A 20,985-nucleotide genomic window follows, 5' to 3' on the forward strand; every position below is an offset into this window, starting at 1 on the left:
CTCCGCCGCCGATGATCATTGCGACAAGGAAGTAGGAATCAACACCAGGAACCGCCATGGTCTGCCGTTGCGACAGCAAGTGGATATGGCTGGTGCTGATGGTTTCGACGGCGGCCAGCCCGTCGATCCATGCCGCCAGCAAGAGCGCCACCGTAGGGATCACCGCCGAAGTGTTGCCGGCCTGCACTGCCGGAAGCACCGTCCCCGCGACCCTCGGCCAGTTCGGCACCCTGGATTTCGGCACCCACCTCGACCTCGCGGCCCAGGTCACCGTGGTCGGCCAGGCGGGGGCTGGTGCGCTGCGGGTCAACTGCCTCACCAACACCCCTTATCGCGTGCTGATCAGCGCCGGCGGCAGCGGCAACGTCAACGCACGGCGCATGACCGGGCCCTCTGCCGCCCAGGTCAGCTACAACCTCTACACCTCCGCCACCTACGCGACCGTCTGGGACAACAGCATCGGCGTCACCGGGACCGGCAACGGGCAGGACCAGCTGCTGCCGGTGTACGGCCGCGTGCCGGTGCAGGCGACGCCGCTGTCGGGCACCTACACCGACACGGTCACCGTCACGGTGAGCTGGTGATGGGGCGCCTGCCGGCGTTCACCTGCCTGGCGCTGCTGCCGGGCCTGCCGTGCCTCGCGGATACGGGCACCAACGAGTTGCAGATCACCCAGCTGTTCGAGATCAAGGCCGCGGTCACCGCCGGCTGCGTGCTGGGCAGCGGCAGCAGCGACGTGACCACCTACGGCAGCATCAACTTCGGCCAGGTCAGCACCCTGCCCAGCGACGTGACCCGCGTGAGCACCGTGGGCAACGGGTCGATCCAGCTGCAATGCACGCCCGGCACGGCGCTGACCATCGCTATCAATGCCGGGCTCAACACCGCCAGCGTCAGCGGCGGGCGCTACATGATCAAGGGCGCCGAGACCCTGCGCTACCAGCTGTACAAGGACGCCGGCTACAGCGCGGTGTGGGGCGACGGCAGCAACGGCGCCACGGCCCTGAGCGTGAACTACAGCGCCACCAGCGGCACCCAGTCCTACCCGATCTACGCGCGGCTGTTCGCCGTGGGCAGCATGCCCAGCGCCGGCATCTACAACGACACGGTGACGGTCACCGTCAGCTATTGAAGGGGGAACACCCATGCAGCGAACCGCCCATGGACATGGCCTGCGCACCGGCGCCCGCGCCGCCCTGCTGGGACTCGCCCTGACGGCGGCAAGCAATGCCGATGCGGCCAGCTCGGTGCTGATCTGGCCGATCAACCCGACCATCGAGGCCGAGCAGAAGGCCGCCGCGCTGTGGCTGGAGAACCGTGGCCAGCAGCCGGTGGGCCTGCAGGTGCGGGTGATGGCCTGGCGTCAGGGCGACTTCGACGACCGGCTCGATGCGCAACGCAGCGTGATCGGCAGCCCGCCGGTGGTGACCATCGCGCCGGGCAAGCGGCAGATGATCCGCCTGATCGCCACCCAGCCTGCGCCGGCCGGCACCGAGCAGGCCTACCGGGTGCTGGTGGACGAGATGCTGCAGCCCGATGCGGTGGCCGATCCGCAGTTGGGGGTCAAGTTCCAGATGCGCTATTCGGTGCCGCTGTTCGTCTTCGGCACGGGCGTGGCGCCGGCGCCGGTCCCGGGGGCCAAGCCCCGGGAGGGCGTGCAGGTGCTGCAGCCGAAACTCAGCTACCAGGTGCGCCAGGAAGGCGGGCGGCACTACCTGTTCCTGAGCAACCAGGGGGCGGCCCATGCGCGGTTGTCCAAGGTCTCGGTGCGCCAGGGGAGCGCTCGCACGCTGATCGCCGACGGCCTGCTGGGCTACGTGCTGCCCGGCGCGCAGATGCGCTGGCAGCTGCCGGATACGGTGCCCGGCGGCAGTTTCGTGCTGGAGGCGCGGATCAACGAACAGGCCGAGCCCCAGCCGATCCCGTTGCAGTGATCCGCCGCAGGCCGGTCGTCGAGGGATGGCGCGCAACGGGGGGCTCGGGCGCAACACCATCACGCGGGCCAGGTGCCCGTGGTGCGGACTCGTCTTCGTCCTGCTGCTCGGTGGCGCGCCCTGGGCGGCCGAGCCGAACCCGCCTCCGGTCGACGCCGCTCCGGCCGGACCCACGGCGATCGACCCCGGCGCGGTGCCCGGGGAATACACCCTCTACCTGGAGCTACTGGTCAACGAGATGGCCACCGACAGGGTGGTGCCGGTGATCGTCCGCGATGGTCGCTACTTCGTCGATGCCGAGGACCTGCGCGGCGCCGGCGTGCGCCTGCCCGAGGGCGCCAGCGGGCCGCAGGCGCTGGATGCCATCGAGGGCCTGGGCAGCAAGTACGACCAGGAGCTGCAACGCCTGAAGCTGACGCTGCCCAGCGAGTGGCTGCCGCGCCAGGAGGTGGGCGACACCAGCGTGTATGCGCGCACGCCGGCCCGCGCCGACTTCGGGGCGCTGTTCAACTACGACCTCTACTACACCGACAGCGATGCCGGGCAGCGCTACGCCAACACCTGGCTGGAGCAACGCCTGTTCGGCGGCTTCGGCACCCTGGGCAATACCGGCGTCTATCGCAAGAGCTTCGGCGACAGCGAGGGCGAGGGCGAGGGCTACGTGCGCTACGACACGCTGTGGACCTTCAATGACCAGGAAAGCCTGCGCAGCTTGCAGGTGGGCGACCTGGTCACCGGCGCGCTGACCTGGAACAGCGCGGTGCGGGTCGGTGGGGTGCAGGTCTCGCGCAACTTCGCCCTGCGCCCGGACCTGGTCACCTACCCGCTGCCACGCTTCAGCGGCGACGCCGCGGTGCCGAGCACGGTGGACCTGTTCATCAACAATGCGCGGGTCAGCAGCGACGACCTGCAGCCCGGGCCCTTCACCGTCAGCAACGTGCCGTACATCAGCGGCGCGGGCACCGCCACGGTGGTCACCACCGATGCCCTCGGCCGGCAGGTCTCCACCGACGTGCCCTTCTACGTGACCAACACGCTGCTGCAGAAGGGCCTCTACGACTATTCCCTGGGGGCGGGGAAGCTGCGCGAGGACTACGGGCTGGAGAGTTTCTCCTATGGCAGCAGCGTGGGCACCGGCACCTTCCGCTACGGCATCAGCGACGCCTTCACCCTGGAGACCCACGCCGAGCTGGGCGAGGCGCTGCGCCTGGGCGGGCTCGGCGGCACCTTCGGGCTGGGCAACTGGGGCACCCTCGGCACCTCGGTTTCCGAGAGCGTCTACGACGGCCTGCGCGGCCGCCAGGCCAGCCTCGGCTACAGCTACTACTCGCCGTGGTTCGGCTTCGCCTTCCAGCGCGTGCAGCGCAGCTCGGGCTTCGTCGACGTCAGCCAGGTCAGTGCCCTGGAGCTGGGGCGCGAGGAGCTGGGCCTGGCGCGGCGCACCGACCAGGTGACCTTCTCGGTGAGCCCCGAGGAGATCGGCAGCCTGGGTGTGGGCTACTTCTCCAGCGAGACCCGCAGCGGCGAGCGCACCCGCGTGCTCAACCTGTCCTGGTCGCGCAGCCTGTGGGCCAACAGCAGCCTGTATGTCTCGATGAACCGCGAGCTGGGCACCTCGGGCTACTCGGCCCTGGTGCAGCTGATCATGCCGTTCGACATGCTCTCCACCTTCAGCGCCAGCGTGGAGCGCGACACCGGCGGCCAGTACCGCGAGCGCGTCCGCTACGGGCGCACCGCGCCCAGCCAGGGTGGCGTCGGCTACAACCTCAGCTACGCCGCCGGCGGTGGCAGCTACAAGCAGGCCGACCTGACCTGGCGCACGCCCTACACCCAGCTGCAGGTGGGCCTGTACGACAACGACGGCGAGCGCACCCAGTGGGGCGATCTCAGCGGCTCGCTGGTGTGGATGGACGGCGGGGTGTTCCCCAGCAACCGCATCAACGACGCCTTCGTCCTGGTCAGCACTTCGGGCTACGCCGACGTGCCGGTGAACTTCGAACACCAGTCGCTGGGCCGCACCGACAGCCGTGGCCACCTGCTGGTGCCCTGGGTGCCGTCCTATTACCGCGCCAACTACGAGATCGACCCGCTGGGGCTGCCGGGCAACGTGCGCATCGCCGAGGTTTCCCAGGAGATCGCCGTGCACCAGGGCAGCGGCGCGCTGCTGGAGTTCCCCATGGAGCGCGTGGTGGCGGCCAGCATCCTGCTCATCGACGTGCGCGGCGAGGTGCTGCCGCGCGGCAGCCTGGCGCGGGTCGAGGGGCGAGCCCTGGAGGCCTACGTGGGCTGGGATGGGCTGGTGTATTTCGAGGGGCTGGAACAACGCAACGCCCTGCGCGTGGAACTGCCCGATGGCAGCCGGTGCGCGGTGACGGTGGAACTGAAGACGCTGGACGAAGAGCTGTCGCAGGTCGGCCCGCTGACCTGCCGCTGATCCGTCCGAACGAGGAGCGAGCCATGGATGCGAAGCGCACGATCGTCCCCTTCCTGTTGCTGCTGGCGCTCTGGCTGGGGGCGGGCCGCGCCTGGGCGGCGTGCACCACGGTCAACCCGGCGGTGAGCCTGGGCAGCGTGAGCTCCTTCACCCTCAACGCTTCCGCGCAGGGCAACCTGGGAGGTGCGGGGCTGACCTGCGGTTCGTTTCTCGCCCTGCTGGCGGCCAACTACGTGCAGGTCACCCTGCAGTCCGCCGCGCCGGTGCTCAGCGACGGCAATGGCAACAGCATCCCGCTGAAGGTGTTCGTCACCAATGGCGGCGCCGAGATCACTCCGGGCTCGACGGTGCAGCTGAGCAGCCTCGCGGTGCTGGCGCTGCTGACCAACGCCACCACCGGCATCAATCTGTACTTCCAGGCCCAGGCCGCCAACGTGCCCGCCGGCACCTACACCGCCTCGGTGGTGTTCACCTGGCGCTATGCGATCTGCGAATCCGGCGTGCTCAACCTGTGCAGCTGGCAACGCAGCCCGGGCGTTACCCAGAACTGCCCGGCGGGCCTGTGCGGCGCGCCGACCAATTGGGGCACGGGGGTGACGGCCACCAGCACCGTGACCCTGGTGGTGACCAAGGCCTGTGCCCTGAACAGCTACCAGAACGTCGACCTCGGCAGCCAGGCGCTGGTCAGCCAGTTCACCTCGGTGACCCGCGCCATCACCCTGACCTGTACCAGCGACGAGGGTTACCTGGTCAGCTTCGACAACGGCCAGAACTACCAGGCGCCCTGGCGACGCATAGGCCAGCGGCGCCAACCGACTGGGCTACAACATCTACTTCCCCAACACCACGACCGTGTGGAACACCACGCAGAACCTGTCGCAGAAAGGCACGGGCCTGCAGCAGACGGTGAACTTCCAGGTGACCGTCGACCCCACGCAGGCCAACGTGCCGGTGGGCACCTACATCGACAACGTGACCCTGATCATCAACTACTGACGGGCGGTGACGGTGTAACCTTGCGCGCTGTTCCCGAACCCAACGGAGTAGAGACATGGGCCTGGCGCAGTTCCGCCACTGGGTGTTCGACATGGACGGCACCCTCACCGTCGCCGTCCACGATTTCGCCGCGATCCGCCGTGAGCTGGCGATCCCGCCGGAAGACGACATCCTCCATCACCTGGCCGCGCTGCCCGCCGAGGTGGCGCGCGCCAAGCACGCCTGGTTGCTGGAGCACGAGCGCGAACTGGCTGTGAACGCCCGCCCGGCACCCGGCGCCGTCGAGTTGGTGCGCGAGCTGCACGAACGCGGCGTGCGCCTCGGCATCCTCACCCGCAACGCCCGCGAGCTGGCGCTGCTGACGCTCGCCGCCATCGGCCTGGACGACTGCTTCGCCACCGCCGACATCCTCGGTCGCGACGAGGCGCCACCCAAGCCGCACCCCGGCGGGCTGCAGCACCTGGCCGCGCGCTGGAGCGTGGCGGCGAGCGAGATGGTGATGGTGGGCGACTACCGCTTCGACCTCGATTGCGGACGCGCCGCCGGGACCGCCACGGTGCTGGTCAACCTGCCGGAGAACCCCTGGCCGGCGCTCACCGACTGGTACGCCGAGGACTGCGCGCAGTTGCTGCTGTTGGCGCGGTAGCGGGCGTCGTGCGGTGATCGATGGGTTTCGCACGGCTCTACCCATCCTACGAAGCACTTCTCCGTAGGATGGGTAGAGCGAAGCGAAACCCATCACTCGCGGGCAGGTAGCCAAAGGCCTCGCACGGAGCGGGTGGCTACAGGTTGCGCGCGGTGAAGGTGTCGCAGCGGTTGATGTCGCCGCGCTCGAAGCCTGTGCGGAACCATTTCACCCGCTGCGCCGAGGTGCCGTGGGTGAAGGAGTCGGGCACCACCTGGCCGCGTGCCTGCTTCTGCAGGCGGTCGTCGCCGATGGCGTTGGCGGCGTTGAGGGCTTCTTCGAGGTCGCCTGGCTCCAGCCAGTCGAGGCGCTGCTGGGCGTGGAAGGCCCAGACGCCGGCCAGGCAGTCGGCCTGGAGCTCCTGGCGCACCAGCAGGCCGTCCGCGCCTTCCACCTTCTCGCCCCGCTGGCGCGCGGCGTTCACCTTGGCCGAGACGCCGAGCAGGGTCTGCACGTGGTGGCCGACCTCGTGGGCGATCACGTAGGCCTGGGCGAAGTCGCCGGCGGCGGAGAAGCGCTGGGCCATCTCGCGGAAGAAGTCGAGGTCCAGGTACACCTGGCGGTCGCCGGGGCAGTAGAAGGGGCCGACCGCCGAGGAGGCGAAGCCGCAGGCCGACTGCACGCCACCGTTGAACAGCACCAGCTTCGGGTCCTGATACTGGCGGCCGCCCTGCTGGAAGATCGCCTGCCAGGTGTCCTCGGTGTCGCCGAGCACGGCGCGGACGAACTCCGCTTCCTGGTCGTCGCCCGGCGGTGCACCGCTGTGCGGGGGCGCGGTGGACAGCCCGCCCTGGCCGACGATCTGGCCGAGGATGGTCAGCGGGTCCTCGCCCATCAGCATGCCGATCACCACGACCAGGGCGATGCCGCCGAGCCCGATGCTCTTGCCACCGCCCAGGCGCATGCCGCCGCCGCTGCCGCGCGCATCCACCACGTTGTCGCTGCGTCTCGCCCGTTGCCAGCGCATCTGCCGATCCTTGTCTTCGTCGAGGCCTTGAGTGTCGTAGCTGACGGCGGGAGGCGCCAGCCCGGTCGTCAGGCGAGCCGGGCGGGGGCCACCAGCAGGCGGGCCTGGGCCAGCAGCTGCACGGCCCCGCCGACATGCACCTGGCCGCGTTCGTCCACGCGCACGTCGAGCCGGCTGGGGCGGTCGAGGAAGCGCCCCTGGTTGAGGGCGAAGCCCGGGCCGCGCGGCTCCAGGCCCTTGTCCACCAGCCAGGCGGCGACCGGCCCGGCGGCGCTGCCGGTGGCGATGTCCTCGACCACGCCGAGGGGGTCCCAGGTGCGGCCTTCGCGGGCGTCGACGTCGAGGAGGAAGACGAAGGCGGCGCCGATGGCCGCGAGCTCCTCGTCCAGGCCGCGCTGCTGGCGTGCATGGGCCAGGCCGGCGGCGGTCACCGGCAGCAGCAGGTAGGGCAGCCCGGTGCTGACGACCCGGGGCGCATGGCGTCGGTCCCACTCGCTGGAGAAGGCGGCGGCGAAGGCCTCGGCGGCCTTCGCGTCGAGCTCGGCACCGAACTGGGCGACGCCCTGGTTCATCTCGGCGTAGAAGCCCTCGCCCTGGCGGCGGGTGCCCAGGGTCACGCGCTTCTCGGGCAGCTGCAGCGCCCATTCGGCGTGCTCGCCGGGGGCGTGCAGGTGGTGCAGCAGGGCGGCGGCACCGAGGATGGGGTGGCCGGCGAAGGGCAACTCCTCTTCCACGGTGAACACCCGTGCGGCGAATTCACCGGGCCGGGTGCCCGGCTCCAGGAAGATCGACTCGAACTGGCGCAGCTCGCGGGTCAGGCCCTGCATGGCCGCGCCCGAAAGGCCGCGGGCGTCGGGGAAGACGGCCAGGCCATTGCCTGCCAGTACGCGTTCGGCGAATACATCGACCTGCCAGTAATCCATTTTCGGCTCCGTGAAATGCACGCGGCCGCCCTGGGGCGGCCGCGTTGGGAAAGGGGCGCTCAGTGTGCCGGATATTCGGCCAGCACGCTCTCGCCGCCCTGGGCCGAGACGCCGATCACCTGGTAGGCGTCCTGCATGCCGTCCATTTCCATGCCCGGCGAGCCCATGGGCATGCCGGGCACGGCGGCGCCGACCAGGTCCTGGCGCGCGCGCAGTGCCAGCACGTCCTTGGCCGGCACATGGCCCTCGACGAACTTGCCGTCGATCACGCCGGTGTGGCACGAGCCCAGGCGGTGGGGCACGCCGAGGCGGGCCTTGACCGAGGCCATGTCGTTCTCGACGTGGTCGTTGACCTGGATGCCGTTGTCACGCAGGTGGCTGATCCAGGCCTTGCAGCAACCGCAGTTGGGGTCGCGGTAGACGTCCATGGAGACGGTTTCCGCAGCCTGGGCGAACAGCGGGGCGAAGAACAGGGAAGCGAGAAGGGCACGGCGCATGGTGGGGGCTCCTGGAGGGGAAAATGGGCACAGCTTAGTCCTGTGGCCGGTGCGTTGCGCGGCGGGGCTGTTACGGGATGTACGTGGGTTGATGCGGGTCATTTTTTCCGGTTTCGGTCCGCTGTTTTCCAGGGGCCTGTACAGCATGGGTTTCGCTTCGCTCGCGGAACGCCGCCCGACCCATCCTACGGATCTGGCGACGTGCCGCTCCCGACTCCGCCTGGTGGAGGTGAAAAGCGACCTCCACCCTACGCAGCGGTCATGTCCACGCAGCGCTGCCGCTCTTGCGGGAGCGAATTCATTCGCGAAAAGGCTCGCCTGCTCAGGGCGCCGGCCGCGCGGGGAAGCCCTGCAGCAGCTCGGCCACGGCCTTGTCGAAGCCCTGCTGGGTCAGCTTGGGGTCTTGCAGCTGGCGGCTGATCTGGGCTTCGAACAGCACCCGTTCGTCGAAGCCGTCGAGGATGCGCAGGGCGAGGCGGGCGCGTTCGTCCTGGGTCAGTTCGGTCTGGTTGTAGACGGCGCCGCCGGGGGTGATCACCGGGCGCATGGTCACGCCGGGCTCGGGGGAGAGCCCCAGGGCGTAGATGATGGTCAGGTCGCTGCCCTTTTCCTGGTAACGGTAGCCCTTGGCTTCCATGGCCTTGTGCAGGGCGTTGTCGAAGCGTTCCTCCAGGTCCTGGCGGTGGCCCGGAGCGCGCACCGGCTGGATGGTGAAGGTCATGTAGTGGTTGTCGCGCGCGGCGGGGGCGATGGTCACCTGGTCGTCGTGCGGGGCGGCGCAGGCGCCCAGCAGCATGGCGAGCAGCGGCAGGCTGAGGCGGGGCGGCAGCATGGGTGAACTCCTTGGGATGGGTCTTTCCAGAGCCTAGCCGCGGTGTTGCCGGGGTGCCCCGACCTTGCGATGGGTTGGGCGAACGAAACGATCCGCGACGGGTCTTTTGCAGATCGCTGCCGATCGGAGGAGAAAGGCGATGCTACTTGCCCGGCTGATTCTGGTGGTCCAGATCCTGGTGTTCGCGGGTTTCGGCCTGGCCTACTGGTTCCGCCCCTACGAGATGGCCAATCTCAGCGGCATGCTGCTGATGGAGACCGCCTCGGTGAGCAACGTGCGCGTCTACTACGGCGGCCTGCAGGTCGGCCTGGCGCTGTTCCTGCTGTGGGCCCTGCGCGGGCGCGAGCTGATGCGGGCGGCGCTGATGATGCTGCTGCTGGTGCAGTCGGCCCTGGCCCTGGCGCGCATCGGTTCGCTGTGGCTGGACGACGGCACCCTGCAGAACTTCGATATCAGCTCCCTGGCCTACAAGGTGGCCACCGCGCTGCTGGCCGGCGTGGCCCTGGTGCAGCTGGCGCGCTACCGGGAACCGGAGCCGGACACCGCGCTGATCGGCGACCTGGACGACGAGGTCAACGAGCCGCTGCGCCGGGGCGGCGTGCGTGAAGGCCTGGTGGAACGCATCGACGAGCCTGCACCGCTGCCGCCTGAAAGGCCCTGAAACAGAGCCTTCGCCTGCGCGGCGACAGTCTACCGGGCAGGCTTGGGAAACTTGCCTATCCTTGGGTTTTCAAGCCGATGAAGGAGGTGGTCCCATGGATATAGACGCCCTATTTTCCAACCTGCACACCTTGCCCAGCATTCCCAAGGTGGCGCAGGACCTGATCCAGCAATTCGACAGCCCGACCTCCAGCCTGGATGGCGTGGCGCGCAATATCGCCCTTGACCCGGTGATCGCCGCCAAGGTGCTGCGCCTGGCCAACTCCGCGCGTTTTCGCGGGGCGCGGGAGTCCACCAGCATCGAGGATGCGGCCATGCGCCTGGGCTTCAACACCCTGCGCACCCTGGTGATGGCCTCGGCCGTGACCGGCGCCTTCAAGGCCTCGCCCAACTACGACCTGAAGGGCTTCTGGCTGCACAGCTTCCAGGTGGCGAGCATCAGCCGCCTGCTGGCCAAGCAGAAGGGCGTGGACGCGGACACGGCGTTCACCTGCGGGATGATGCACGACATCGGCGAGCTGCTGATCCAGACCGGTGCCCCGGAGTTCGCCGAGAAGCTCAACAGCGGCAAGGGCGGCGCCACCGGGCGTGCCGCCAGCGAGACGCTGCAACTGGGGTTCGGCTACCCGGAAGTGGGCGCGGAGCTGGCGCGTCGCTGGCAGCTGCCGGCGGTGATCCAGCAGGCCATCGCCTACCAGGCGCGACCGATGCAGGCGCCGGCCGATGCGTTGCTGCCGCGCATCCTGGCCCAGGCGGTGCTGGTCAGCGAAGCGTTGCAGGCCCATGGCGGTGCCACCGAGGAGGCGCGGCAATCCCTGGAGGGCCCGCTGGTGGAAGGCGTGGACCTGGACGCGCTGTTCGCCGCGCTGCCGGCCGTGCTGGAGGCGGACAAGGCCTTCGCCGAACTGCTCACCTGAAAACCGCCGCTTGACTTGGCGCAGCGGCAGGAATAATTTCCAGAACCATGAAATCGACCACCCAGATGCTGCGCCAACAGATTATTACCGCCATTCGATACTTGGCGGGTTGACCAGTACCTACACAGAAACCCGCCCTCGAGGCGGGTTTCTTCTTTCTGTCTCCTGGGCCCCAAGCGAACCTCAGGAGACGCCATGCAACCATCCCCTCTCGTCCAGGCCGTGCAACGGGCGGACCAGCTGATCAATGCCGGGCGCTTCGATGCGCTGATGGATTTCTACACCGACGATGCCGTGCTCGTCGTACGCCCGGGCCTCAATGTCCAGGGCCGTGACGGCATCCGCCGCGCCTTCGATGCCATCGCCGCGCATTTCCAGCACAGCCTCTGGGTCAGCCAGCGCGACCTGCAGGTGGTGGAGACCGGCGACACCGCGCTGGTCATGGGGCGTGCACGCATCCAGTGGCGGTCCGCCGACGGCTTCCTGTCCTTCCTCGAACGCAAGGCCACCTACGTGTTCCGCCGCCAGGCCGACGACAGCTGGCGCTGCGCCGTGGACAACTCCTACGGCACCGACCTGCTCGACGCCGTCACCGGGGAGGCCGTGGCATGACCGACGCCCTGCTCAAAGGCTATGTGCAGAAGATCCTCCGCGCGCCGGTCTACGACGTCGCCATCGAGACGCCCCTGCAGCCGGCGCCGCGCCTGGCCCAACGCCTCGGCAACGCCGTGCTGCTCAAGCGCGAGGACCTGCAGCCGGTGTTCTCCTTCAAGATCCGGGGTGCCTACAACCGCGTGTCCCAGCTCAGCGCCGAGCAGCGTGCGCGGGGCGTGATCGCCGCCTCCGCCGGCAACCACGCCCAGGGCCTGGCCCTGGCGGCGCGGCACCTGGGGATCGAGGCGACCATCGTCATGCCGCGCACCACCCCCGAGCTCAAGGTCCAGGGCGTGCTCGCCCGGGGTGGCCGCGCGGTGTTGCACGGTGACGCCTTCCCCGAGGCCCTGGCCCATGCCCTGCAACTGGCCGAGGCGCGCGGGCTGACCTTCGTGCCGCCCTTCGACGACCCGGACGTGATCGCCGGGCAGGGCACGGTGGCGATGGAGATCCTTCGCCAGCATCCCGGGCGCCTGGACGCCGTCTTCGTGCCGGTGGGCGGCGGTTCGCTGATCGCCGGCATCGCCGCCTATGTGAAGTACCTGCGCCCCGAGGTGAAGGTGATCGGCGTCGAGCCGGACGACTCCAACTGCCTGCAGGCCGCCATGGCCGCCGGCGAGCGCGTGGTGCTGGAGCAGGTCGGGCTGTTCGCCGACGGCGTGGCCGTGGCGCAGATCGGCGCGCACAACTTCGAGGTCTGCCGCCAGTACGTGGACGAGGTGCTCACCGTCAGCGCCGACGAAATCTGCGCGGCGATCAAGGACATCTACGACGACACCCGCTCCATCACCGAGCCGGCCGGTGCGCTGGCCGTGGCCGGGATCAAGAAGTACGTGGCCCGCGAGCGCTGCGAGGGGCGCACCCTGGTGGCCATCGACTCGGGCGCCAACATCAACTTCGACCGCCTGCGCCACGTGGCCGAGCGCGCCGAGCTGGGCGAGCAGCGCGAGGCGATCATCGCGGTGACCATCCCCGAGCGGCCGGGCAGCTTCCGCACCTTCTGCGAGGCGCTGGGGCGGCGGCAGATCACCGAATTCAACTACCGCTACCACGGCGACGCCGAGGCGCACATCTTCGTCGGCGTGCAGACCCACCCGGAGAACGACCCGCGCGGGGCCCTGGTGCAGGGCCTGCGCGACCAGGGCTTCCCGGTGCTGGACCTGACCGACAACGAGCTGGCCAAGCTGCACATCCGCCACATGGTCGGCGGGCGCGCGGACGGCGCCCTGCACGAGCGCCTGCTGCGCTTCGAATTCCCCGAGCGCCCCGGTGCGTTGCTGAACTTCCTCGACAAGCTGGGCGGGCGCTGGAACATCAGCCTGTTCCACTACCGCAACCACGGCGCCGCCGACGGCCGCGTGGTGGCCGGCCTGCAGGTGCCCGACCACGAACTGCACCTGCTGCCCGCAGCGCTGGACGCCATCGGCTACCCCTGGTGGGACGAGAGCGACAACCCGGCGTATCGGTTGTTCGTGGGGTGATGGGTGGAGGGGCCGCGCGTATGGGGCCTGGCGCGGCGTCCTGTAGGGGCGACTTCAGTCGCCAAGCGGCGCGCAGCGCCGCCGGCTTGGTGGGAGCGAATTCATTCGCGATCGGGACCCCAGGCGGTCACCCCGGCCGGAGTCAGGCCGTAGGGTGGGCTTCAGCCCACCGCTCTTCCCCGGTCGGCTCGGTGTCCAGCTCGTTTCCGAGCGAGCCTCACCTCTGCCTTGGTGGAGGTAAAAAGCGACCTCCACCCTACACAGCGGTCATGCCCGCGCGGCGGCAGGTTTTTTGTGGGAGCGAATTCATTCGCGATCGGGGCACCAGGCGGTGACCCCGGCCGGAATCAGCGACGCACCAGCAGCACACCCGATTCCATGTGGTGGGTGTAGGGGAACTGGTCGAACAGGGCGCAGCGCTCGATGCGGTGGGTGTCGTGCAGCTGGGCGATGTTGGCGGCCAGGGTCTCCGGGTTGCAGGAGATGTAGAGGATGCGTTCGAAGCGGCGGGTCAGCTCGCAGGTGTCCGGGTCCATGCCGGCGCGGGGCGGGTCGACGAACACGGTGCCGAACGCGTAGCCCTTGAGGTCGATGCCGGCCAGGCGGCGGAAGGGCCGCACTTCGTTTAGGGCCTCGGTCAGCTCCTCGGCGGAGAGGCGCACCAGGGTCACGTTGTCCACGCCGTTGTCGGCGAGGTTGGCCAGGGCGGCGTTGACCGAGGTCTTGCTGATCTCGGTGGCCAGCACCTGGCGGGCGCGGGTGGCCAGGGGCAGGGTGAAGTTGCCGTTGCCGCAGTACAGCTCCAGCAGGTCGTCCTGGCGCTCGCCCATGGCCTCGAAGGCCCAGGCCAGCATCTTCTGGCACACCTCGCCGTTGGGCTGGGTGAAGGCGCCTTCGGGCTGGCGGTAGCGGAAGGCGCGGCCGGCGACGGTCAGTTCCTCTTCCACGTAGTCGCGGCCGATGACGATGCGCTTGCCCTTGGAGCGGCCCACCAGGCTCACGCCCAGGTCGGCGGCGAGCGTCTCGGCCTCGGCCTTCCAGGCATCGTCCAGGGGGCGGTGGTAGCAGAGGGTGATCAGCGCATCGCCCGACAGGGTGGTGAGGAACTCCACCTGGAACAGCTTGAACGACAGCACCTGGCTCGCCTGCCAGCCGGCCTTCAGGCGCGGCATCAGCTCGTTGATGCGGCGGCTGGCGATGGGGAAGTCCTCGATCAGCACCGGGGTGAACTTGTCGCCGGCCTCGAACATCGCGTAGTGGCGGGTCTCGCCACCGGTCTCGCGCCACAGGCGGAACTCGGCGCGCAGGCGGTAGTGCTTGCGGGGGGAGTCGAACACCGCCGGTTGCGGCGCGTCGAAGGGTGCCAGCAGGGCCTTGAGGCGCTCGGTCTTCTCGGCGAGCTGGGCGGCGTAGCCGGCGGGATCGAACTGCGGGCGGCTCATCAGTGGAAGAACCCCATCTTGATCACGAACAGCACGGCGAGGATCACCAGCGCCGGGCTCAGCTCGCTGTAGCGGCCGGCCAGGGTCTTGATGGCGGCCCAGGCGATGAAGCCGAAGGCGATGCCGTCGGCGATGGAGTAGGTGAAGGGCATCGCCAGGGCGGTGATCAGCACCGGGGCGGCGGTGGTCAGGTCGTTCCAGTCGATCTCGGCCAGGCCCGAGGCCATCAGCACGGCGACGAAGAACAGCGCCGGTGCGGTGGCGAAGGCGGGCACGCTGCCGGCCAGCGGGGAGAGGAACAGCGCCAGCAGGAACAGGATGGCGACCACGATGGCGGTGAGGCCGGTGCGGCCACCGGCGCTGACGCCGGCGGCGGACTCGATGTAGCTGGTGGTGGTGGAGGTGCCCAGCAGCGAGCCGCCCATGGCCGCGGTGGAGTCGGCGATCAGCGCGCGGCCCATCTTCGGCATGTGGCCGTCGGCACGCATCAGGCCGGCCTTCTTGGCCACGGCGATGAGGGTGCCGGAGTTGTCGAACAGGTCGACGAAGAGGAAGGCGAAGATCACGCTGACCAGGCCGATCTCCAGCGCGCCCTTGATGTCCAGTTGCAAGAAGGTGGGCGCCAGGGACGGCGGCATGGAGACGATGCCGCCGAACTTCGACACGCCCAGGCCGATGCCGGCGAGGGTGACGGCGAGGATGCCGATCAGCACGGCGCCGGTCACCTTGCGCGCCTCCAGGGCGACGATCAGGAAGAAGCCGAGCACCGCCAGCACGGGCTCGGGCTTGGCCAGGTCGCCCAGGGTCAGCATGGTCACCGGGTGGGCGGCGACGATGCCGGCCTTCTGCAGGGCGATCAGCGCCAGGAACAGGCCGATGCCGGCGGCGATGGCCGAGCGCAGCTCCAGGGGAATGCTGTTGATGATCCATTCGCGGATGCGGAAGATCGACAGCACGAAGAACATGCACGCCGAGATGAACACCGCGCCCAGGGCCACCTGCCAGGTGTGGCCCATGTGCAGCACCACGGTGTAGGTGAAGAAGGCGTTCAGGCCCATGCCCGGGGCGAGGGCGATGGGGTAGTTGGCGATCAGGCCCATGATGGCCGAGCCGATGGCGGCCGCCAGGCAGGTGGCGACGAACACCGCGCCCTTGTCCATGCCGGTCTCGCCGAGGATGTCGGGGTTCACGAAGAGGATGTAGGCCATCGTCAGGAAGGTGGTGATCCCCGCCAGGACTTCGGTGCGTACGTTGGTGTCGTGCGCTCTGAGTTGGAACAGTTTTTCCAGCATGTGTGCTCCCCGTGACGTCTGCGCGTCGTGTTGGCCCGGACTGGATAGCAGTCAAGCACAGCGCCTGCGGTTGGGCGCCGTTTCTGCCAGCCCGGCAAAAAAGGCGCGCATCATACCAGCTCCCCCGGGGGCGGTGAATTTATGACCAGACGGGCAGCTTCGGTTTCGTCGGCACGCCCGCCGGGGCAGAAACCCTGAACCTCGGGAAGACCGGCCAGTCCACCTCAAAGATGCGGGTATCCACACCCGCGCACCGCCCTTCGGGGCCGGACGAGACGAGCCCGAGGTCGACATGAGTGCCCTATCCAGCCCAAGCCGAGGCCCCGCTGCCATCGGCCACCCGATCCAACTGGTCATCAACGGCGAACCCCATCGGCTGCAGGTGGAGCCCTGGACGACGCTGCTCGACCTGCTGCGCGAGCGCCTCGACCTGGTGGGCACCAAGAAGGGCTGCGACCACGGCCAGTGCGGCGCCTGCACGGTGCTGCGCAACGGCGTGCGTATCAACGCCTGCCTGGCCCTGGCGGTGATGCAGGACGGCGCCGAAATCACCACGGTGGAGGGCCTGGAGCGGGGCGGCGAGCTGCACCCCATGCAGGCCGCCTTCATCCGCCACGATGCCTTCCAGTGCGGCTACTGCACGCCTGGGCAGCTTTGCTCGGCGGTGGCCCTGGCCCGCGAGAACCGCGCCCACGACCGCGACGCCATCCGCGAGCAGATGAGCGGCAACCTGTGCCGCTGCGGTGCCTACGCCAACATCCTCGACGCCATCGAGGAGGCGCTGCCGGCCTGCCGTGGCGCCGCCGAGGGGGACGCCGCATGACGCCCTTCAGCTACGAACGCCCCGAGGAGCTGGACCAGGCCCTGGCGCTGGCCGGCCCCGGCGCGCGCTTCATCGCCGGGGGCACCAACCTGGTGGACCTGATGAAGGAGAACGTCGAGCGCCCCGAACGGCTGATCGACATCACCGCGCTGCCGCTGCACGGCGTGCTGGTCGGCGAGGACGGCGGGCTGCGCATCGGCGCCCTGGTGAGCAACGCCGACCTGGCCTGGCACCCGCGCGTGCAGAGCCATTTCCCGTTGCTGGCCGAGGCGCTGCTGGCCGGCGCTTCGCCGCAGTTGCGCAACATGGCCACGGTCGGCGGCAACCTGCTGCAGCGTACCCGCTGCCAGTACTTCTATGACGTGGCCACGCCCTGCAACAAGCGCGAGCCCGGCAGCGGCTGCCCGGCGCGGGCGGGGCTCAACCGCAACCACGCGATACTCGGTGCCAGCGAACACTGCGTGGCCACCCACCCTTCCGACATGTGCGTGGCCCTGGCGGCGCTGGAGGCCAATGTGCACGTCGCCGGCCCTGGCGGCACCCGGGTGATCGCCTTCGCCGACTTCCACCGCCTGCCCGGCGACGAACCGCAGCGCGACAATCACCTGGCGGCGGACGAGCTGATCACCGAGATCGAGCTGCCGCCGTCGCCCTTCGCCCGCCGCAGCGCCTACCTGAAGATCCGGGATCGCGCTTCCTACGCCTTCGCCCTGGTCTCGGTGGCGGCGGCCCTGCGCCTGGATCACGGCGTCATCGCCGAAGCGCGCATCGCCCTGGGCGGCGTGGCGCACAAACCCTGGCGCCTGCCGGACGCCGAGGCGGCACTGGTGGGGCGCCCCTGCACACCGGCGGCCTTCCGCGTCGCCGCCGACCGGCTGCTGCAAGGGGCCGAGGGGCTGGGGCGCAACAATTTCAAGGTGGAACTGGCCCGCCGCGCGGTGATCCGCGCCCTGGCCGACGCCGCCAGGGGAGGGCCCCACGTATGAGCGCGTCGCCACTGGGCAAGGCCCTCGACCGGGTGGACGGTCGCGACAAGGTCACCGGCCGCGCCCGCTACGCGGCTGATTTCGCCGCGCCGGGCCTGCTGCATGGCTGGGTGGTCAACGCCGGCATCCCGCGCGGGCACATCCTCGGCATCGACAGCCGTGCGGCGGAAGCGGCGCCCGGCGTGCAACTGGTGCTGACCCACGCCAACCGGCCGCCGATCGCCAGCTACGACGAGCCCTATGAGGACGCCGACGCCGCCGACGGTTCGCCGTTCCGTCCGCTGTTCGACGACCGCATCCTCTATGACAGCCAGCCGGTGGCGCTGGTGGTGGCCGAAACCCTGGAGCAGGCGCGCCACGCCGCCAGGCTGGTGCGGGTCGAGTACCAGGCCGAGCCGTACCAGACGGACCTGCTGGCCGCCCTCGACGACGCCCACCTGGCCCCGGCGTCCCTGCCCGAGCCGCGCGGCGATTGCGCGGGAGCCCTGGCGGGTGCGGCGCTGCGCATCGAGGTGCAGTACAGCTCGCCCATCGAGCATCACAACCCCATGGAGCCCCATGCCGCCACCGTGGTCATGCAGCCCGACGGCGCGCTGCTGGTCTATGACAAGACCCAGGGCACGCAGAACAGCCAGCAGTACATCGAGCGGGTGTTCGGCCTGGAGCCGGGCCGGGTGCGGGTGATGGCGCCCTTCGTCGGCGGCGCCTTCGGTTCCGGCCTGCGCCCGCAGTACCAACTGGTGCTGGCGGTGATGGCGGCGCTCAAGCTACGGCGCTCGGTGCGGGTGACCCTGACCCGGCAGCAGATGTTCAGCTTCGGCTACCGCCCGCGCACCGTGCAGCGCCTGGCCCTGGGCGCCGCCGCCAACGGCGAGCTGCGCGCCCTGCGCCACGAGGCGGTGGCGCAGACCTCGCGCTTCGAGGACTTCACCGAGCACGTGGTGGAGTGGTCCGGGATGCTCTACCAGTGCGACAACGTCGAGCTGGGCTACCGCCTGGCGCCCCTGGACGTCTACACGCCGCTGGACATGCGCGCCCCGGGCGCGACCCTGGGTGTCTTCGCCCTGGAGTGCGCGATGGACGAGATGGCCGCCGCCGTGGCCATCGACCCGTTGCAGCTGCGCCTCGTCAACTACGCCGAGCGCAACCAGAACGAGGGCAAGCCCTTCTCCAGCAAGGCCCTGCGCGAGTGCTACGCCCAGGGTGCCGAGCGCTTCGGCTGGGCGGCGCGTGACCACCAGCCGCGCAGCATGCGCGAGGGCCGCGAGCTGATCGGCTGGGGCCTGGCCACCGGCGTCTGGGAGGCGATGCAGAACCCGGCCAGCGCCCGTGCGCTGATCGACGGCGACGGCCACCTGCACGTGAGCAGCGCGACCACCGACATCGGCACCGGCACCTACACGGTGATGACCCAGATCGCCGCCGCGAGCCTGGCTCTGGACATGGCACGGGTGACCTTCAGCCTGGGCGACTCGCACCTGCCCAAGGCCCCGCTGCAGGGTGGCTCCTTCACCGTCTCCTCGGTGGGCAGCGCGGTGCAGCAGGCCTGTATCGCGCTGCAGGACGAATTGCTGAAGGCCGCCGTGGCAATGGAGGACTCGCCCTTCGCGGGGCTTGCGCGCGATCAGGTGGAGTTCGTCGACGGCCAGTTGCGGGTCATCGGCGCGCCGGAGCTGGCGCTGGGCTATGGCGAGATCGTCCGCGCCAGCGGCAGCGCGGCGCTGGAGGCGCAGGTGGAGGCCAAGCCCGACGAGAAGCGCGAGGCCTATTCCTCCGCCACCCACTCGGCGGTGTTCGTCGAGGTGCGGGTGGACGAGGAACTGGGCGTGGTGCGCGTCGCCCGGGTGGTCAGCGCCATCGCCGCCGGGCGCGTGGTCAACCCGAAGACCGCGCGCAGCCAGATCCTCGGCGGCGTGGTGTGGGGCATCGGCATGGCCCTGCAGGAGGAGACCCAGACCGACCACGGCCTGGGCCGGCACATGAACCACAACCTGGCCGAGTACCACATCCCGGTGCACGCCGACATCGGCGAGGTCGAGGTGATCTTCGTCGAGGAGGAGGACCGCGTGGTCAACGCCCTGGGCTCCAAGGGCGTCGGCGAGATCGGCATCGTCGGGGTCGCGGCGGCCGTGGCCAACGCCATCTGGCATGCCACCGGCAAGCGCATCCGCGACCTGCCGATCACCCCCGACAAGCTGCTCTGATCAGTCGCCGCCGTGCAGGCGGTCGCGGTTGGCCAGGGTGGGGAAGAGCCTTATCCACAGGCCGGTGATGAGCAGCGTGCCGACGCCGCCCATCACCACCGCCGGCACGGTGCCGAACCAGGCGGCGGTGACCCCGGACTCGAACTCGCCCAACTGGTTGGAGGCGCCGATGAACAGGCCGTTGACCGCGCTGACGCGGCCGCGCATTTCGTCCGGGGTGTGCAGCTGCACGAAGGCGCCGCGGATCACCATGCTGATCATGTCCGCCGCGCCGAGCACCGCCAGCACCGCGAGGGAGAACCAGAACGAGGTGGACAGGCCGAAGGCGATGGTCGCCACGCCGAACACGCCGACGGAGGTGAACATGATCCGCCCCACGTTGCGCTCGATGGGGAAGCGCGCCAGCCAGAACGACATCGCCAGGGCACCCACCGCCGGCGCCGAGCGCAGCAGGCCGAGGCCCCAGGGGCCGGTGAGCAGGATGTCCTTGGCGAACACCGGCAGCAGGGCGGTGGCGCCGCCCAGCAGCACGGCGAAGAGGTCCAGGGAGATGGCGCCGAGGATGTCCGGGCGGCTGCGGATGAAGCGGATGCCGGCCAGCAGCGACTCCAGGGAGGCGGGCTCCTTGCGCAGCACCTGCTGGCGGCTGGCGAGGGTCAGCATCAGGCAGCAGGCGATGCCGTAGAGCACCGTCACCGGGCCGTAGACCCAGAGGCTGCCAAGCGCATAAAGCAGGCCGCCCAGGGCTGGCGCGACGATGGTCGCCGCCTGCATCGCCGACGCGGCGGCGGCCACGGCGCGGGGGAACAGCTGTGCCGGGACGATGTTCGGCAGCAGCGCCTGGGTCGCCGGCATCTCGAAGGCCCGCGCGGCGCCGAGGGCGAAGGCGAGGAGGAAGATCATCTCGCGGCTGACGTTGTCGGTGGCGCTGCCGAACACCAGGGCGGCGGCGATCAGGCCCTGGGCCGTCTGGCACAGCGCCGCGACCCGACGCCGGTCGTAACGGTCGGCGACATGCCCGGTATGCAGCATGAACAGCACGCGCGGGAGGAATTCCGCCAGGCCCACCAAGCCCAGGTCGAGCACGCTGCCGGTGAGGGCGTACAGGTGCCAGCCGATGGCCACGGTGAGCATCTGGAAGCCGCTGGCCGTGCACACCCGGGCGAGCCAGAACGCGAGGAACGGGCGGTGGTGACGCAGGAGCTGGGCCTGGGGCATGGGAAAATGCTTAGGGAGCTATCGGAAGCGCAGCCTATCA

At 69.7% G+C, this 20,985-nt stretch carries 19 protein-coding genes and 1 pseudogene; 13 read left to right on the forward strand and 7 right to left on the reverse strand.

Annotated features, from left to right (window positions below; translation table 11 throughout):
* Positions 1-56 precede the first annotated feature (56 nt).
* From WFQ67_RS07450 to WFQ67_RS07470, 6 genes and pseudogenes are all read left to right on the forward strand, one after another.
* Positions 57-584, forward strand: a complete 528-nt coding sequence (locus WFQ67_RS07450) for a Csu type fimbrial protein (protein WP_337056514.1) — start codon at positions 57-59, stop codon at positions 582-584.
* Positions 584-1,132 carry a Csu type fimbrial protein gene (locus WFQ67_RS07455; RefSeq protein ID WP_213628411.1) on the forward strand — a complete coding sequence of 183 codons (549 nt, stop codon included), beginning with the start codon at positions 584-586 and terminating at the stop codon, positions 1,130-1,132. Before WFQ67_RS07450 ends, WFQ67_RS07455 begins: the two co-directional genes overlap by 1 nt.
* 40 nt (positions 1,133-1,172) lie before the next feature.
* On the forward strand, positions 1,173-1,934 hold the full coding sequence (locus WFQ67_RS07460; protein WP_213630407.1) for a fimbrial biogenesis chaperone: 762 nt from the start codon (positions 1,173-1,175) through the stop codon (positions 1,932-1,934).
* 25 nt (positions 1,935-1,959) lie between these two features.
* Positions 1,960-4,368, forward strand: a complete 2,409-nt coding sequence (locus tag WFQ67_RS07465; protein ID WP_337056515.1) for a fimbria/pilus outer membrane usher protein — start codon at positions 1,960-1,962, stop codon at positions 4,366-4,368.
* Between the two features lie 23 nt (positions 4,369-4,391).
* Positions 4,392-5,171 (forward strand): annotated as a pseudogene (locus WFQ67_RS30335) (spore coat protein U domain-containing protein); the annotation flags it as partial.
* Positions 5,172-5,419: 248 nt separating this feature from the next.
* Entirely contained in the window at positions 5,420-6,010 is a 591-nt protein-coding gene (locus WFQ67_RS07470) for an HAD family hydrolase (RefSeq protein ID WP_213628414.1), read from the forward strand.
* Positions 6,011-6,146: 136 nt separating this feature from the next.
* On the opposite strand, the gene ypfJ is transcribed toward WFQ67_RS07470, so the two are convergent.
* From ypfJ to WFQ67_RS07490, 4 genes are all read right to left on the reverse strand, one after another.
* Entirely contained in the window at positions 6,147-7,016 is an 870-nt protein-coding gene (gene ypfJ, locus WFQ67_RS07475) for a KPN_02809 family neutral zinc metallopeptidase (RefSeq protein WP_173173519.1), read from the reverse strand.
* A 68-nt stretch (positions 7,017-7,084) separates the two neighbouring features.
* Positions 7,085-7,939 carry a PhzF family phenazine biosynthesis protein gene (locus WFQ67_RS07480; protein ID WP_337056516.1) on the reverse strand — a complete coding sequence of 285 codons (855 nt, stop codon included), beginning with the start codon at positions 7,937-7,939 and terminating at the stop codon, positions 7,085-7,087.
* A gap of 59 nt (positions 7,940-7,998) precedes the next feature.
* The gene (locus tag WFQ67_RS07485) at positions 7,999-8,436 is read right to left on the reverse strand and encodes a DUF411 domain-containing protein (protein ID WP_173173515.1); all 438 of its coding nucleotides are present in this window, start codon (positions 8,434-8,436) and stop codon (positions 7,999-8,001) included.
* Positions 8,437-8,758: 322 nt separating this feature from the next.
* Positions 8,759-9,268 carry a DUF4136 domain-containing protein gene (locus WFQ67_RS07490; protein WP_173173513.1) on the reverse strand — a complete coding sequence of 170 codons (510 nt, stop codon included), beginning with the start codon at positions 9,266-9,268 and terminating at the stop codon, positions 8,759-8,761.
* Positions 9,269-9,407: 139 nt separating this feature from the next.
* On the opposite strand from WFQ67_RS07490, the gene WFQ67_RS07495 reads away from it, so the two are divergent.
* From WFQ67_RS07495 to ilvA, 4 genes are all read left to right on the forward strand, one after another.
* A complete protein-coding gene (locus tag WFQ67_RS07495; protein ID WP_213628417.1) occupies positions 9,408-9,929 on the forward strand; it encodes a DUF4345 domain-containing protein in 522 nt (173 codons plus the stop codon).
* A gap of 94 nt (positions 9,930-10,023) precedes the next feature.
* A complete protein-coding gene (locus WFQ67_RS07500) occupies positions 10,024-10,845 on the forward strand; it encodes an HDOD domain-containing protein (protein WP_043244530.1) in 822 nt (273 codons plus the stop codon).
* A gap of 195 nt (positions 10,846-11,040) precedes the next feature.
* On the forward strand, positions 11,041-11,457 hold the full coding sequence (locus tag WFQ67_RS07505) for a YybH family protein (RefSeq protein ID WP_213628419.1): 417 nt from the start codon (positions 11,041-11,043) through the stop codon (positions 11,455-11,457).
* On the forward strand, positions 11,454-12,980 hold the full coding sequence (gene ilvA / locus WFQ67_RS07510; RefSeq protein WP_337056517.1) for a threonine ammonia-lyase, biosynthetic: 1,527 nt from the start codon (positions 11,454-11,456) through the stop codon (positions 12,978-12,980). The genes WFQ67_RS07505 and ilvA overlap by 4 nt, the downstream gene beginning before the upstream one ends.
* Before the next feature lie 347 nt (positions 12,981-13,327).
* On the opposite strand, the gene trmA is transcribed toward ilvA, so the two are convergent.
* Together trmA and WFQ67_RS07520 are read right to left on the reverse strand one after the other, a co-directional pair.
* Positions 13,328-14,422 carry a tRNA (uridine(54)-C5)-methyltransferase TrmA gene (gene trmA, locus WFQ67_RS07515; RefSeq protein WP_337056518.1) on the reverse strand — a complete coding sequence of 365 codons (1,095 nt, stop codon included), beginning with the start codon at positions 14,420-14,422 and terminating at the stop codon, positions 13,328-13,330.
* The gene (locus tag WFQ67_RS07520) at positions 14,422-15,714 is read right to left on the reverse strand and encodes an NCS2 family permease (protein WP_213628422.1); all 1,293 of its coding nucleotides are present in this window, start codon (positions 15,712-15,714) and stop codon (positions 14,422-14,424) included. The genes trmA and WFQ67_RS07520 overlap by 1 nt, the downstream gene beginning before the upstream one ends.
* 292 nt (positions 15,715-16,006) lie before the next feature.
* Here WFQ67_RS07520 and WFQ67_RS07525 point away from each other — a divergent pair, with 292 nt between their 5' ends.
* The 3 genes from WFQ67_RS07525 to WFQ67_RS07535 are packed head-to-tail and all read left to right on the forward strand — an operon-like array spanning position 16,007 to position 19,727.
* The gene (locus WFQ67_RS07525; RefSeq protein WP_043244520.1) at positions 16,007-16,537 is read left to right on the forward strand and encodes a (2Fe-2S)-binding protein; all 531 of its coding nucleotides are present in this window, start codon (positions 16,007-16,009) and stop codon (positions 16,535-16,537) included.
* Positions 16,534-17,523: an FAD binding domain-containing protein gene (locus WFQ67_RS07530; RefSeq protein WP_213628423.1), complete on the forward strand. Its 990-nt coding sequence runs from the start codon at positions 16,534-16,536 to the stop codon at positions 17,521-17,523. Before WFQ67_RS07525 ends, WFQ67_RS07530 begins: the two co-directional genes overlap by 4 nt.
* Positions 17,520-19,727 (forward strand): xanthine dehydrogenase family protein molybdopterin-binding subunit, encoded by a 2,208-nt coding sequence (locus WFQ67_RS07535; RefSeq protein WP_337056519.1) that lies wholly within the window; start codon positions 17,520-17,522, stop codon positions 19,725-19,727. The genes WFQ67_RS07530 and WFQ67_RS07535 overlap by 4 nt, the downstream gene beginning before the upstream one ends.
* On the opposite strand, the gene WFQ67_RS07540 is transcribed toward WFQ67_RS07535, so the two are convergent.
* Complete coding sequence (locus WFQ67_RS07540) at positions 19,728-20,945, reverse strand: MFS transporter (protein ID WP_337056520.1); 1,218 nt, start codon at positions 20,943-20,945, stop codon at positions 19,728-19,730.
* Positions 20,946-20,985: the final 40 nt, after the last annotated feature.

This window comes from Pseudomonas sp. USHLN015, from assembly GCF_037153275.1.
In the GTDB taxonomy this organism is placed as follows: Bacteria; Pseudomonadota; Gammaproteobacteria; order Pseudomonadales; family Pseudomonadaceae; genus Metapseudomonas; species Metapseudomonas tohonis.